Origin of the sequence: Actinomyces sp. ZJ308, from assembly GCF_011752065.1 — a bacterium.
Classification (GTDB): Bacteria; Actinomycetota; Actinomycetes; order Actinomycetales; family Actinomycetaceae; genus Actinomyces.
On sequence record NZ_JAAIJY010000030.1, the window covers coordinates 29203 to 43015 of the forward strand.

At 71.3% G+C, this 13813-nt stretch carries 11 protein-coding genes and 1 pseudogene; 8 read left to right on the forward strand and 4 right to left on the reverse strand.

Translation table 11 applies throughout. From position 1 onward, the window contains the following. Positions 1 to 38 precede the first annotated feature (38 nt). Positions 39 to 722: an AMIN domain-containing protein gene (locus HCR68_RS11705; protein ID WP_167149686.1), complete on the reverse strand. Its 684-nt coding sequence runs from the start codon at positions 720 to 722 to the stop codon at positions 39 to 41. Positions 723 to 821: 99 nt separating this feature from the next. On the opposite strand from HCR68_RS11705, the gene HCR68_RS11710 reads away from it, so the two are divergent. Both HCR68_RS11710 and HCR68_RS11715 read left to right on the forward strand, forming a co-directional pair. After that, complete coding sequence (locus HCR68_RS11710) at positions 822 to 1988, forward strand: D-alanine--D-alanine ligase family protein (protein ID WP_167149688.1); 1167 nt, start codon at positions 822 to 824, stop codon at positions 1986 to 1988. Further along, positions 1975 to 3057 (forward strand): thiamine-phosphate kinase, encoded by a 1083-nt coding sequence (locus HCR68_RS11715; RefSeq protein WP_167149690.1) that lies wholly within the window; start codon positions 1975 to 1977, stop codon positions 3055 to 3057. The genes HCR68_RS11710 and HCR68_RS11715 overlap by 14 nt, the downstream gene beginning before the upstream one ends. Positions 3058 to 3150: 93 nt before the next feature. On the opposite strand, the gene rpmB is transcribed toward HCR68_RS11715, so the two are convergent. Then, entirely contained in the window at positions 3151 to 3342 is a 192-nt protein-coding gene (rpmB, locus tag HCR68_RS11720) for a 50S ribosomal protein L28 (RefSeq protein WP_003785965.1), read from the reverse strand. Positions 3343 to 3861: 519 nt separating this feature from the next. Here rpmB and HCR68_RS11725 point away from each other — a divergent pair. Both HCR68_RS11725 and HCR68_RS11730 read left to right on the forward strand, forming a co-directional pair. Continuing rightward, positions 3862 to 5823 carry a DAK2 domain-containing protein gene (locus HCR68_RS11725; protein WP_167149692.1) on the forward strand — a complete coding sequence of 654 codons (1962 nt, stop codon included), beginning with the start codon at positions 3862 to 3864 and terminating at the stop codon, positions 5821 to 5823. Between the two features lie 105 nt (positions 5824 to 5928). Further along, a complete protein-coding gene (locus HCR68_RS11730; RefSeq protein WP_167149702.1) occupies positions 5929 to 8190 on the forward strand; it encodes an ATP-dependent DNA helicase RecG in 2262 nt (753 codons plus the stop codon). A gap of 19 nt (positions 8191 to 8209) precedes the next feature. On the opposite strand, the gene rsmD is transcribed toward HCR68_RS11730, so the two are convergent. Together rsmD and HCR68_RS11740 are read right to left on the reverse strand one after the other, a co-directional pair. Next, a complete protein-coding gene (gene rsmD / locus HCR68_RS11735) occupies positions 8210 to 8770 on the reverse strand; it encodes a 16S rRNA (guanine(966)-N(2))-methyltransferase RsmD (protein WP_167149694.1) in 561 nt (186 codons plus the stop codon). A 69-nt stretch (positions 8771 to 8839) separates the two neighbouring features. Next, the gene (locus HCR68_RS11740; RefSeq protein WP_167149704.1) at positions 8840 to 9508 is read right to left on the reverse strand and encodes a class II aldolase/adducin family protein; all 669 of its coding nucleotides are present in this window, start codon (positions 9506 to 9508) and stop codon (positions 8840 to 8842) included. Between the two features lie 207 nt (positions 9509 to 9715). Here HCR68_RS11740 and HCR68_RS11745 point away from each other — a divergent pair, with 207 nt between their 5' ends. The 4 genes and pseudogenes from HCR68_RS11745 to HCR68_RS11760 form a co-directional block, all read left to right on the forward strand. Next, complete coding sequence (locus HCR68_RS11745) at positions 9716 to 11491, forward strand: L-fucose isomerase (RefSeq protein ID WP_167149696.1); 1776 nt, start codon at positions 9716 to 9718, stop codon at positions 11489 to 11491. A 12-nt stretch (positions 11492 to 11503) separates the two neighbouring features. Next, positions 11504 to 13012: an FGGY-family carbohydrate kinase gene (locus HCR68_RS11750; protein ID WP_167149698.1), complete on the forward strand. Its 1509-nt coding sequence runs from the start codon at positions 11504 to 11506 to the stop codon at positions 13010 to 13012. Positions 13013 to 13081: 69 nt separating this feature from the next. After that, positions 13082 to 13513, forward strand: a complete 432-nt coding sequence (locus tag HCR68_RS11755) for an RbsD/FucU domain-containing protein (protein WP_126413193.1) — start codon at positions 13082 to 13084, stop codon at positions 13511 to 13513. Next, positions 13510 to 13680, forward strand: a pseudogene (locus HCR68_RS11760) (L-fucose:H+ symporter permease); the annotation flags it as partial. The gene HCR68_RS11755 and the pseudogene HCR68_RS11760, both read left to right, overlap by 4 nt. Between the last annotated feature and the right edge of the window lie 133 nt (positions 13681 to 13813).

Here is a 13813-nt window from a genome sequence, read left to right on the forward strand (position 1 = left end):
CCCGGTCATGACCGTGGGCGCCGGCTGCGCCTCGGCACTCAGTTGTGGGCGATGTCGATGACCAGGCGCGTGGGGTTGGTGAGGCTGAAGACCCGGTAGGTCTGGGAGTCGGTACCCAGCACCACCTGGAACTCGCCCTCGAAGCCGGGGTCGATGTAGGCCGAGTCGATGCTGCGGTCATCGTTGGCGGAGTCGTCGAGCTCGATCTGCCGATGGCCGCTGACTCGCTGTCCCTCCGGAGGGACAGCGGCCACACCGCTGCCCCGGATCACCATCGTGTAGTCCCCCTCAACCTCGATCGGGTCGCCCTTGCCCATGGTGGAGGCCGGGATGTCCCACTGCGGCTGGCTCCAGCCGGGCGTTCCCTGGCCGTCGAACTCCACCACGAACCGGCTGTAGCCCTCATCGGGGTGGTTCCCGACCCTGACGTCGGCCACCGTGAGGGTGCTGCCCTCGGAGGCCTGCTGGCCCTGGGAGCCGGCTCCCCAGTCCGGGGCGTCCGAGCTGTTCTGGTGCGGGTGGGTGGGCGGAGCCGCTGTCTCGGCCGCAGCCTGGGACGCGGATGCCCCCGGTGTCCCGGCTCCGTCGGCAACGGTTGAGGCGGAGGAGGGCGACGATGTACTCACCGAGCAGGCGCTGAGTACCAGGGCCGTGACGGCCACGGTGCCGGTCACGGTTCCGGTCAGCAGGTTGAGCGGCATGACGGGGCGACGGTGGGGCATCATTGCCTTCTTTCACGAGGGAGCGCGAGGCGCCCGCTTTGTACCGGGATTCTTTGTACGTTAACAGCATACGGGTCCCCGCGCGGTAGCGTGGGACCTATGACAGACCTCCAGGAAACCGGCCCCTCCGTTCCCCGTCCTGACAAGTCCAAGGTGCGTGTCGCCGTCGTCTTCGGCGGCCGCAGCGGCGAGCACACGATCTCCTGCGCCACCGCCGCCGGGGTCCTGTCGGCCATCGACCGAGACCGCTACGAGGTCCTTCCCGTGGGCATCACTCCCGAGGGCCAGTGGGTGATCGTTGAGGACGATCCGGCCGCCCTTGAGCTCAGCGACAGCCGTCCGCCGGTGACGATCACCGCTGACGGGCTGGGTCGGGGCGTCCTCACCGCCCCGCTGGGAGGCGGCGAGCTGAGCATGCTCGGCCCCACGGGCCCGCAGGTGCTGGGGCGGGTCGACGTCGTCCTGCCGCTCCTGCACGGACCCTACGGCGAGGACGGGACCATCCAGGGAATGCTGGAGATGATGGGGGTGCCCTACGTCGGCTGCGGGGTGCTGGCCAGCGCCGCGGGCATGGACAAGCAGGTCACCAAGGTGCTCCTGGGGGCGGCCGGCATCGCCACGGCGCCGCACGTCGTCGTCGGCCCCCACGCCTGGAAGCGCGACCCCGAGGCGATCCTGGAGGCCTGCCGGTCCTTGAGCTACCCCCTGTTCGTCAAGCCCGCTCGTGCCGGCTCCTCCCTGGGCATCAGCAAGGTCGAGCGCCCCGAGGACCTGCCCGGCGCGATCGAGGCGGCCCGGGCCGTCGACCCCAAGGTCCTCGTGGAGAGCGGAATCGTGGGACGCGAGGTCGAGGTCGCCGTCCTTGAGGGGCCGGGCGACGACGCCCCTCGGGTGGCCGAGCCCGGTGAGATCGCCATGGACGTCTCCCAGGGCGCCGGTGAGTTCTACGACTTCGAGACCAAGTACTTGGCCCACGACGCCGTCGCCATGGTCTGCCCGGCGCGCATCGGCGCCGAGGAGAGAGCCCTCATCATGGACACCGCCGCCCGGGCCTTCGAGGCCGTGGGCTGCGAGGGGCTGGCCCGCGTCGACTTCTTCCTCACGCCCAGCGGCGAGGCCGTCGTCAACGAGATCAACACGATGCCCGGCTTCACCCCCTTCTCCATGTATCCCTACATGTGGCAGGTCTCCGGCCTGGAGTACACCGACCTGGTCTCCGAGCTCATCGAGCTGGCCCTGGCCCGCTCCACCGATGTCAACCGCTGAGCCGGCTCCCCTCGGCGGTGGGGGTGAGCGGGTCGGAGATCTCAGCGAGGAGGAGCTCCTCGCCGTCATCACCCCCCTCCTGCCGCGCGCCGCGCAGGCCCCGGTCGGCACCGGGGACGACTGCGCGGTCCTGTCCTTCCCCGATACGCGCACGGCGGTGAGCACCGACGTCCTGGTCGAGGGGCACCACTTCCGCACCGAGTGGTCCACGGGGCGCGACGTCGGCGCGCGGGCCGCGGCCCAGAACCTCGCCGACGCCGCCGCCATGGGGGCCCGACCGGTCGCCCTCGTCATCGGCCTGGTCATGCCGCCGGCCACGCCGGTGGCATGGGTGCGGGACTTCGCCGAGGGTCTGGCTCAGGGCTGCGGGCCCTGCGGGGCGGGTGTCGTCGGCGGTGACCTCAGCGGTGGGGAGTCGCTGGTCGTGGCCGTCACGGTCCTGGGGGACCTCGAGGGCAGGACACCGGTCCTGCGAAGCGGTGCCCGCCCCGGGGACCTCGTCGTCCACGCCGGCACCCTGGGGCGCAGCGCGGCGGGACTGGCGCTGCTCAGCGCCGGGCCACAGGTCGTGGCCGCCGTCGAACGGGACGGGAGCCCGGCTCAGGCACGGAGCTGCCTGGCAGCCTTCCGGGCGCCCACCCCGGCCCTCGCGGCCGGCCCCGCCCTGGCCGACGCCGGCGCCACCTCCATGATGGACGTCTCGGACGGACTGCTGCGCGATGCAGGACGGATCGCCCGGGCCAGCGGCGTCGTCATCGACCTGGATGACCCGGACGACCTGCCTGACCTGTCCTTCCTGGAGCCGGTCGCCGCCCTCGTGACCGACGGGGCGGCACCGGCGACACGCACCCTGGCCCGCAGCTGGCTGCTCACCGGGGGAGAGGACCACGGGATGCTCGCCACCGTCCCCGCCGCCGTAGGGCACCTCCCGGCGGATGCCAGGGTGATCGGCCGCGTCCTGGACCCCGGAACCCCACGGGCTCGCGCACTGGGACACCGGCCGGGAGTGCTCCTGGGGGGAGAACCGGCCCAGGAGCACGCCGGGTGGGACCACTTCGCCGGGGCCTGAGCGAGTTCCGCCAGAACGTGCCGGATCACGACAAAGGCCGCCGACTGCTTGCGCAGCGGCGGCCCCGTGCTCGAAGGACTCGAGGCGATACGCTCAGATGTTGCGCGTCACCTTGCCGGCCTTGAGGCAGGACGTGCACACGTTGAGGCGCTTGGGGGCGCCGTTGACGAGAGCACGCACGCGCTGGATGTTGGGGTTCCACCGGCGGTTGGTCCGCACGTGGGAGTGCGAGACGCTCTTGCCGAAGATGGGGCCCTTGCCGCAAACGTCGCACACAGCAGCCACGGTCTCACTCCTGATCTTCAATGCTTCAACGCTCAGGCCGGTGCCTGGCGCCAGGTCTTACCGCCCAGGCGCGGAGCGCTGGGCAACCCGAAAACAATAGCGGACCCTCTGACCGCCTCCCAAGCCGCGAGGGCGTGGGTTCGGGCACATGTGCGGCTTCTTCGCGGGGTGGGAACCGCATGATCGATCGGTTTCAAACGTGCTGGATCTCACCATATGACGAACGTTTGCCTCAGTCGGGTGCGGTGGTACGCAGTTTGACCAGCGTGTCAGTGGTTCGGGTGTCCAATTGGCTCTTTGACGCCCAGAACGGGGCGTTGTGAGGGCCGGCCTCTCCGGTGGGAGGAATGTGTTCGGGCAGGTACTCTGAAACCACATATCAACCCAGAGGCTCGGCCCAGCCGTGAACCAGGCTCGCTGAACGCCAGCACATATGCAGATCATGCAGTGGAACAGAAGGTGTTCGCAGCGTGAGACGCACGGTGTGGTGGCCGCAGCCAGGACGCAGGGGAGGCGAAGATGGCGCAGTCGCAAGGACACCGCCCCGCTACCCCTGTCTCCGGGACCCACGTGCTGCAGGGGCCCGCAGTGCGGCGCTGGATCGCGCTGGCGGAGATCGTCGCCGATCAGACCCGTGATCTTGTGGATGTCCTCAATGTCTTCCCCGTGCCGGACGCCGACACCGGAACCAACGTGCTGCTCACCCTGCGCTCGGCCTCCGACGCGCTCCACCGCCTGGGCCGGGCCGCCGATGCCGCCCAGGTCGCCCGCGCCGCAGCCGACGGGGCCGTGCGCGGAGCCCGCGGTAACTCGGGGCTCCTGGTCTCTCAGGCACTGGCGGCCTTCGCCGACGTCTGCGCCGATGCTCCCGACCCCAGCGGCCTGCGCCCCGTCGAGCTCGTGCACGCCTACGAGGCCATGGCGGACACCACCTGGGCCGCTGTCTCCCGCCCGGTGGCCGGCACCCTGCTGTCGGTCGCCAGGGACGCGGCCACGGCCGCCCGATCCGCCCTGGAGGAGGCGACGGCGAGCTCGCCGGCGACCCTGAGCCTCATCGCCTCCGCCGCCGCCTTCGGGGCCCAGGAGTCCGTCGTCGAGACCGCGGGTCTCGGGCACGGCCCGGTGGATGCCGGGGGAGCGGCCTTCATGCTGCTGCTGACCTGCCTGTCGGACACCATTGACGCGGTCCGGGACTCCGGCGGCGGGCCGGATGAGGCCCCGGAGCTGCGCCAGGGGCACGAGGACGCCGACGAGCACGCCCCCTACACGGCCGTCGCCCGTCAGATGCTCACCGACCTGGCCGAGGGCGGGGTCCCGCACAGCGTCGGTCCCGAGCCCCTGGGCATGTCCACCGGTGAGTTCGAGGTCATGTACCTGCTGGAGGCGACCGCGGTCCAGGCCGGTCAGCTGCGCCGTGACCTGGAGCTCGTCGGCGACTCCGTCGGCGTCGTCGGCACCCCTGACGCCCTGGGCGTGGGGCTCTACCAGGTCCACGTCCACACCGATACGCCGCGCGCGGCCCTGCCGCATGTGGGCCGTGCCCGACAGATCTGCATCCACCACCTCCACCCCACTGCCCTGGTGGCCCCCACCGACGAGCCCCCGTCCCCGTGGGGAGCGCTCGACTCCGACCCCACGGGCCACGTGGTCTCCTTCGAGCGCCTGGCCGCCCGTCGGGCCGAGCGCAAGGCCAAGTCGGTGCGGATGCACCCCTCCCAGGCGGCCGCGCCCCGTCCCGCACCTGTGGAGAGCCCGCGTCTGGCCGTGCGCTCGCGGCAGTCCGGCGTCGGTGTCATCGCCTGCACCCGCGCCCCCGGGCTCATCGAGCAGCTCGCCCGCTCCGACGCCGCCGTCGTCCTCGATCCCGACAGGGAGGGGATCGCCCGCGCCGCCGCGGACCTGGGGTCCTCGCAGGTCATCGTGCTGCCCTGTGACGCCGCCTGCACCGAGGCCGCCCATGACGCCGCCCGCTTCCTGGCGGCCCGCTCCGCCGTCTCCACCGTCCGAGCCCCGGCCGGAACGCGCAACGCCGGAGCCGCTCGCGAGGCCGCCCGAGCCGGGATGCAGGCGGGGGCGCCGTCGGAGCGCTACGCGGCCGAGGGCATCCAGCTCCTCGTGTGCGACACCGACGACGAGGCCCGGGTCCTGGCGGCCACCGTCGCCCTGGCCGGACGCAGCGAGGAGGCCGAGCTGGCCGAGCTGGCCCGCCGCGCCTGGAGCGCCGCCGCGGGCCTGCGCACCATCGCCCTCAACGGAGTCCAGGCCGATGCCGATGCCGTGGCTCATGCCGTGGCCTCGGCGCTGCGGCCCTCCGACGAGCTGCTCACCGTCATCACCGGCCGTAACGCCGGCCGCGACGTCGGCGCCCTGGCCGCCAGCGCGGCGGTGGGCGCGCGGGGGCACGTGGTCGGTGAGGACGTGGAGGTCGCCGTCCACGCGGGTGGCCAGGAGCACCCCGACGTCCTCATCGCCATCGAGTAGCCGTCGGGCAGCGACTCTCGTCATAGGGTGGAGGCCGTGCCCAGCTCGTCCGATCGCTCGACCCGCGCGCCTCGCCCCGGCAGCGTCGGCCTTCTCGAGCGTCCCGTGACCCGGATCGTGGGCAAGCGCACCGCCGCCCAGCTCGCCAAGCAGGGAGTGGAGACCGGGGCCGACCTGCTGCGCCTCCTGCCCCGGCGCTACGACACCTGGGGAGACCTGACCGACATGCGCACGCTCGTCAAGGGCGAGCAGGCCACCATCCAGGCCCAGATCGTGCGCGCCTCCTCCCGCCGCACCCGCTCCGGCCGGGCGCCGGCGCTCATGGAGGCCACGGTCACCGACGGCGTCTCGACCATGGACGTCGTCCAGTTCGGCGCGGCGGGCCAGATGCGTGCCCGCGCCACCCAGCTGACCCCCGGGACCACCGTCCTCATGAGCGGCAAGGTCGGTCTTCACCGCGGACGCAAGCAGCTGTCCAACCCGCGCCTGTACGTCCTCGACGATCTCGACGAGGCCGAGCGCGAGGCCCTGCTGGCCCGCCCCATGCCCATCTACCCGGGCACGGAGGCCCTCCCGTCCTGGTCGGTGGCCAAGGCGGTGCGCACCGTCCTGGACCAGCTGGAGCCGGACGACGTGCCCGACCCCCTGCCCGAGGAGCTGCGGCGCTCAGCCGGCCTGGTCGACGCCTGCACCGCCTACCGCTGGGTGCATCGGCCCGACGACGCCCACCAGTGGAAGGCCGCCCGAAGCCGGTTGCGTCATGAGGAGGCCCTCATCCTCCAGGTGGCCCTGGCGCAGCGCCGAGCCCACCACGAGGCCACCCGCACCGCCGTGGCCTGGCCCGAGCCGGAGGCGACGGGCTCCCTGAGAGCGGATCTCGACGCGGCCCTGCCCTACGAGCTCACCGACGGACAGGCACGGGTAGGCCGGGAGATCGCCGCCGACCTGGCCCGCACCGTCCCCATGCAGCGCCTCCTCCAGGGCGACGTGGGCAGCGGCAAGACCCTGGTGGCCCTGCGCGCCATGCTTCAGGTGGTCGACGGCGGGGGCCAGGCGGCCCTGCTGGCCCCCACCGAGGTGCTCGCCGCCCAGCACCACTCCTCACTGGAGGCGGTTCTCGGGCCCCTGGCCGGTCTCGGGATGCTCGGCGGTGCCGAGCGCGCCACCCGGGTCCACCTGCTGACCGGCTCCACCCCGACCGCCCAGCGGCGTCGGATCCTGGCCGAGTTGGCGGCCGGAGAGCCGGCCATCGTCGTGGGGACCCACGCCCTGCTGTCGGACACGGTGCAGATCCCCTTCCTCGGTCTGGTCGTCGTCGACGAGCAGCACCGCTTCGGCGTCGCCCAGCGCGACGCCCTGCGCGAGCGCGGCGGTGTCACCGACCCGGCCACCGGCCGGCGTCACACCCCCCACCTGCTGGTCATGACCGCCACCCCGATCCCGCGCACCATCGCCATGACGGTCTTCGGCGACCTGGCCACCTCCGTCCTCGATGAGCTGCCCGCCGGGCGCAGCCCCGTTCCCACCCACCTCGTCCCGTGGTCGCGCACCTCCTGGGTCGAGGGCATCTGGCGGCGCGCCGCCAAGGAGGTCGCCGCCGGCGGACGCGTCTACGTCGTCTGCCCGCGGATCGAGGTTGGTGATGACGAGACCCTGCAGGTGGAGCCGGAGGCCGTGGCGGCCTCCGACGCCGATACCGACCAGGCCTCTGGCCTGCTCGATCCCGCTGAGAGCGCTCCGCGCCCCGACCGTCCCCTGGCCGCCGTCGAGGAGTGGAGGCAGCGCCTGGAGGTCGAGCCCGCCTTGGAGGGGATCGGCGTCGGAGTTCTCACCGGACGCATGAGCAGTGAGGACAAGGCCGCCGTCATGGCCGACTTCGCCTCCGGAGACGTACCCGTCCTGGTGGCCACCACGGTCATCGAGGTGGGGGTGGATGTGCCCGAGGCCTCCATGATGGTCATCCTGGACGCCGACCGCTTCGGCCTGTCCCAGCTACACCAGCTGCGCGGACGGGTCGGGCGCGGCAGCCGGGAGTCGGTCTGCGTGGCGGTCACCGGGGTGGAGGTCGGCTCCACCGCCTTCCACCGGCTCAAGGCCTTCGCCTCCACCACGGACGGATTCGCCCTGGCCGAGGCTGACCTCGACCTGCGCAGTGAGGGTGACGTCCTAGGAGCCTCGCAGTCGGGTCGCACCTCGGGCCTGGACCTGCTGCGCGTCACCCGCGATGCCCGGCTCATCGCCACCGCGCGGCGCCAGGCCGAGCAGATCGTGGCCGCCGACCCGCAGCTGCGCGAGCACCGGGCCCTGGCCGCGGCGATTATCGAGCGCCTCGACGAGGAGTCCCAGGCCTTCCTCGAGCGAGCGTGACGGACCGGTTCAGTCCGGTTCAGGCCGGCTCGGCGAACCAGATCGTGGTCTCGCCGTACCGCTTGTCCGCGAAACGTCTGAGCCCCGCAGGCCAGGTGGGCTCCGGTGAGCGCGTGGAGCGCTCGACGACGACGACGGCGCTCGCGGCCAGCCACGGATCCTCGCTGCGGGTCAGGGGGTTGAGCATCGCGGTGAGCTCCTCCTCGCTCAGGTCGTAGGGCGGGTCGATCAGCACCAGGTCCGCCGGGGCTCCCGCTCCGCCGGCCAGGAACGCGGCCGCCTTCGCCGTCACCGCCGACACCTCGCGCAGGCCCAGCGCCCGGATGTTGCGCCGGCAGACCTCGGCCGCCGCGCGCGAGGAGTCCACGAGTACGACGTCGCCGGCGCCCCGACTCGCCGCCTCCAGGCCCAGGGCGCCCGAGCCCGCGCACAGGTCCACCACTCGGGCGCCGTCGAGCACCCCGTAGTGGTCCAGGCGGGCGAAGAGGGCCTCACGCACCCGCTCGGAGGTGGGGCGCGTCCCGGACCGGGGCACCTCGATCCTGCGCCCGCCCACGGTCCCGGCCACGATCCTCGTCATGGTCAGACCATACGCGAGGTCCGGCCTCCCGGGCCGCCGCCTTGGTCCGTGCCGGCCGTCGCAGGCCCTTCATCCTTTCTCGGTCGGCGCGTGCTGGCCGTAGCCGGTGTCCCGGATCTTGCGCGCGACCGCCGCGATCTGCTCGTCGGAGAGGATCTTGGGGGTGCCGACGGCGCGCGTGCGCAGGTAGAGCTCGCAGACCCACTCCAGCTCCTGGGCCAGGACGTAGGTGGAGGCCAGGTCGGGTCCGGCCACCACGGAGCCGTGGTTGCTCATCAGGGCCGCAGTGCGCCCCTCCAGGGCCTTGGCGACATTGGACGCCAGCTCGGGGGAGCCGTAGATCGCGTAGTCCGCCACCCGCACATCGCTGCCGCCGAACATGCAGATGTAGTAGTGCACGGCCGGAAGCGCGCTCACGCCCTCGAGGCTGGCCACGGTGGTGGCCGCGTAGGAGTGGGTGTGCACCACCGAGAGCTGACCGGTCGCCCGCAGCGCGGTCAGGTGCAGGTCGAGCTCGCTGGCGGGCTTGAGAGGGCCCTCGACCTGCTCACCCGTGACGTAGTCGACCACGGCGACCAGGTCGGGCCGCATCTCCTGATAGGGCAGCCCCGAGGGTGTGATGGCGACCAGGTCCCCCTGCCTGACGGACAGGTTACCGGCGGTGCCGACGACCAGCCCGTCGTCGGCCAGGTGGGAGCAGGCCTCGGTGATCTGCTGGCGGGCGTCGTGAAGAAGCATCATGAGCTCTTTCCTCGGGACGTACCGCAGCGCGCCCCGTTGCGTCTGAGGTGGTACCGACGAATCGTCTCATGTTGGCGCTCCCATGTCCATGGTCGAGTTCTTTTGTTTTCATGCTTGACACTATCGAGTGGTTGGGGTCATGCTTTGTTTGCGCTCACATTCATGTGGGTCCTGGTCATCGTCGCCCAGTGAAAGGAACCTGTCATGCCCACTGCGTCCTACCCCGCCATCGGAATCCGTCCGCTCATCGACGGTCGTCGTCGCGGCGTGAGGGAGTCCCTCGAGGACAAGACCGCTCAGCTGGCCAAGGATGTCGCCGAGCTCATCTCCTCCCACCTGACCTATCCCGACGGCAGCCCGGTGCGCTGCGTCGTCTCCGAGACCGCGATCGGCGGAGTGGCCGAGGCCAACCGCTGCAAGGAGCAGTTCCGCACCGAGAACGTGTGCGCCGACCTGACCGTCACCGCCTCCTGGAACTACATCACCGAGGTCCTCGACCTCGACCCCTCGATCCCGCACGCCATCTGGGGCTTCAACGGCACCGAGCGCCCCGGGGCCGTGACCCTGGCCGCCGCGGCCGCCGCCTACAACATGCTGGGCATCCCCTGCTTCGGCATCTACGGTCATGACGTCCAGGACGCCGATGCCTCCGGCCTGACCGACGACGTCGTCGAGAACATCCTGCGCTACGCCCGCGCCGCCCTCGGCGTGGGCCTCATGAAGGGGCGCAGCTACCTCTCGATCGGGACGGTCTCCATGGGTATCGCGGGCTGCCGCGTCCCTGAGCAGTTCTTCGTCGACTACCTGGGGATGCGCGCCGAGTACATCGACATGATCGAGATCGACCGCCGTATCGCCAACGGCATCTACGATCACAAGGAGTACGAGACCGCCCTGGCCTGGGCCCGTGAGCACCTCACCATCGGGGAGAACCGCAACCCCGAGGCCAACCGCTTCACCCAGGAGGAGTACGACGAGCAGTTCGACTACTGCATCAAGATGCTCCTCATCGGCCGTGACCTCATGGAGGGCAACCCCGCCCTGGCCGATCTGGGCTTCGTCGAGGAGGCCGACGGGCACGACGCCATCGCGGCCGGCTTCCAGGGACAGCGCCAGTGGACGGACTACAAGCCCAACGGCGACATCCTCGAGACCTTCCTCAACACCACCTTCGACTGGAACGGCAAGCGACCGGAGAAGGTCTTCGCCACGGAGGGCGACGCCGGCAACGCCGTCGCCATGCTCTTCAACTCCGTCCTGACCCACCGCCCCCAGCTCTTCAGTGACGTGCGCACCTACTGGAGCCCCGAGGCCGTCGAGCGGGTCACCGGCTACCGGCTTGAGGGCCGGGCGGAGCACGGGTTCATCGACCTGCGCAACTCCGGGGCGACGACCCTCAACGCCACCGGCCAGGAGAAGGACGCCGAGGGCAACCCGATCATCAAGCACTGGTGGGAGATCACCGAGGCGGACATCAAGGCCGACCTGGAGGCCTCCACCTTCCACGCGGCCACCCGCGAGTACTTCCCCGGAGGCGGGTTCTCCACCCACTTCACCACCGCCGGCGGCATGCCCGTGACCGCGACCCGCCTCAACTTCGTGGCCGGGCAGGGGCCGGTCCTCCAGATCTCCGAGGGCTGGACCGTGGAGCTGCCCGACGACGTGCGCGACCAGATCGTCAACCGCACCGACCCGACCTGGCCGACGACCTTCTTCGTCCCGCGGCTGACCGGCGAGGGCGCCTTCACCTCCGTCTACGACTGGATGGCCAACTGGGGCGCCAACCACACGGCCACGGGCTACGGGCACTTCGGCGCCGACCTCATCACCCTGGCCTCGATGCTGCGCATCCCCGTCTACATGCACAACGTCGAGCGCGAGAGGGTCCTGCGCCCCAAGGCCTGGGTCCCCTTCGGCACCGCCGAGCCCGAGAGCGCCGACTTCAGGGCCTGCGCCGCCTTCGGGCCCCTCTACCGCTGAAGGACCGCAGCCATGACGAGCACCGACGAGCACCGTGCGACCACGGGCCACAGCGGGCCGGGTGCCGAGCACCACGCCCTCGCCCTCGACCTCGGCTCCAGCTCCGTGCGAGCGGTTCTGGGAAGCTACCGGCAAGGGGTCGTGAGCACCGAGGAGGTCTACCGGCTCCACCACCGGGCGGTGGACGACCACGGCACCCTCACCTGGGACCTCGAGCGCATCATGGACGGTGCTCGTCGGAGCATCGTCGAGGCGACACGGCGCCTGGGGCGCCTGCCCGACTCCATCGGGATCGACACCTGGGGCGTCGACTACGGACTCCTCGACGCCCAGGGCGCCCTGCTGCGCGCTCCACGCGCCTACCGCGACCGGCGCATGTCCCGCTGGGCCGCGGACCTGGACCGGGCCATCACCCCGCAGGCGGCCTGGCGGGAGACCGGCATCCTGCCCCAGCAGATCAACACGGTCTACCAGCTCTACGCGGACCTGAGGGAGGAGCCCGACCTTGTTGAGCGAGTCGACCGTCTCCTGCCGCTGCCCGACCTGGTGGCGCACCTGCTCGGTGCCCCGGTCGGGGCGGGGCGGGCGATCGCCTCGACCACCGGGCTCGCCTCGCCGGGGGCGCGCCACTGGTCGCCGCAGGTGCTTGAGGCCGCCGGGATCCCCGAGCGGTGGATGCCCCCGCTCGTCGACGACGCCACGGCGGCCGGGACGACGCCGGAGGGGATCACCATCGTGCGGCCCGGCGGGCACGACACCGCCTGCGCCGTCCACGCGCTCGGACTGGCGGATGACGAGGTGCGCCTGTTCATCTCCTCGGGGTCGTGGAGCCTCATCGGGGCCACCGTTCCCCGACCCGTCCTGGGCGAGGCGGCGCTGCGAGCCGGACTGACCAACGAGGTCCGCACCGACGGAGGCATCCGGCTCCTGCGCAACCTCACTGGGTTCTGGCTGCTCCAGGAGTGCCAGCGATCCTGGAACGAGCCCGACACAGGGGCGCTGGTCAAGGCGGCGGGGGAGTGCGCCTCGCTCGGCGTGGTGATCGACCCCGACGACGAGCTCTTCGCAGCCCCCGGGGACATGCCCGACAAGATCGCCCAGTGGTGCCGCCTCCACTACGAGGTGGCGCCTGAGGGGCCCGCGCAGACGGTCCGGCTCATCCTGGAGTCCCTTGCCTGCGCCCACGCCGCCTACGCCCAGGGACTGCAGGACGTCGTCGGCGACCTGCTCGACCCCGCCGCCCCGATCCACCTGGTGGGAGGCGGTGCGCGCAACAGCCTTCTTCCGGCAATGACGGCGGCGGCCTGCCAGCGCAGGGTCGTTGTCGGTACCCCGGAGGCCAGCGCCCTGGGCAACATCCTCGCCCAGCTCGAGGCCGTCGGGGTACTCGACCCGGCCACGCGTGGCGAGGTGCTGCGCCGCAGCGTCCGCCCCGTCGAGGTCGGTGCCTCGGACTCCATCACGGATCCCGCCTCCTTCAACGCCATGCGAGAGCGGCTGCTCAACGCCACCGCCCACTGACCGGGGCGCACCAGCACGTATCCATCCACGACCCGAACACCCGCCAACTCACATACGAAAGGAGCGACGATGCTCCGCAACATTCCCGCCAACCTCTCACCCGACCTCGTCAAGATCCTGCTCGAGATGGGCCACGGGGACGAGATCCTCCTGGCCGACGCGAACTTCCCCGGACACCACCTCCACCCCACCACGGTGCGGGCCGACGGACTGGGGATTCCCGACCTGCTGAGATCCATCCTCACGCTCATGCCCCTGGACCGGTACAGCAGCTACCAGGTGGCCCTCATGGAGACGGTCGGTGACGATCCCCGGCCCCCGGTGTGGGACGTCTACGAGCAGATCTGGAACGAGGCCGAGAAGGATGCCGGGCCCGTGAGCGTCAGGACGATCGAGCGCATGGCCTTCTACGACTACACCCCGAGCGTCTACGCCGTCGTCGTCACCGGGGAGACCGCCCTGTACGGAAACCTCATCCTCAAGAAGGGCGTGCTGTCATGACTGCCATCCGACCCGCTGCGGCCGGTGTCGAGGCGGGTCCCGCCCAGGAGGCCCGCTCCAGCCGTGGATTCCTGTACCCCGGGATGGTGGTGCCCTTCTGCCTGCTGGTCTCCTGCTTCGCCGCCTGGGGTCTGGCCGGGAACATGACTGACCCGCTGGTCAAGGTGTGAATCGCCCCGGGTTTGATGGAGGCAGTGATGACACGGAAGGATCACTGTCATGGGACAGAAGAAGTACCCCGATGAGCTGCGCGAGCGAGCCACGAGGATGACCTTGGAGGCACTGGCCGACCCGGCGCGG

Coding starts and splice junctions, on each gene's coding strand:
- HCR68_RS11705 (WP_167149686.1), bottom strand. CDS start 722: ATGCCCCACCGTCGCCCCGTCATGCCGCTCAACCTGCTGACCGGAACC.
- HCR68_RS11710 (WP_167149688.1), top strand. CDS start 822: ATGACAGACCTCCAGGAAACCGGCCCCTCCGTTCCCCGTCCTGACAAG.
- HCR68_RS11715 (WP_167149690.1), top strand. CDS start 1,975: ATGTCAACCGCTGAGCCGGCTCCCCTCGGCGGTGGGGGTGAGCGGGTC.
- HCR68_RS11725 (WP_167149692.1), top strand. CDS start 3,862: ATGGCGCAGTCGCAAGGACACCGCCCCGCTACCCCTGTCTCCGGGACC.
- rsmD (WP_167149694.1), bottom strand. CDS start 8,770: ATGACGAGGATCGTGGCCGGGACCGTGGGCGGGCGCAGGATCGAGGTG.
- HCR68_RS11740 (WP_167149704.1), bottom strand. CDS start 9,508: ATGCTTCTTCACGACGCCCGCCAGCAGATCACCGAGGCCTGCTCCCAC.
- HCR68_RS11745 (WP_167149696.1), top strand. CDS start 9,716: ATGCCCACTGCGTCCTACCCCGCCATCGGAATCCGTCCGCTCATCGAC.
- HCR68_RS11750 (WP_167149698.1), top strand. CDS start 11,504: ATGACGAGCACCGACGAGCACCGTGCGACCACGGGCCACAGCGGGCCG.
- HCR68_RS11755 (WP_126413193.1), top strand. CDS start 13,082: ATGCTCCGCAACATTCCCGCCAACCTCTCACCCGACCTCGTCAAGATC.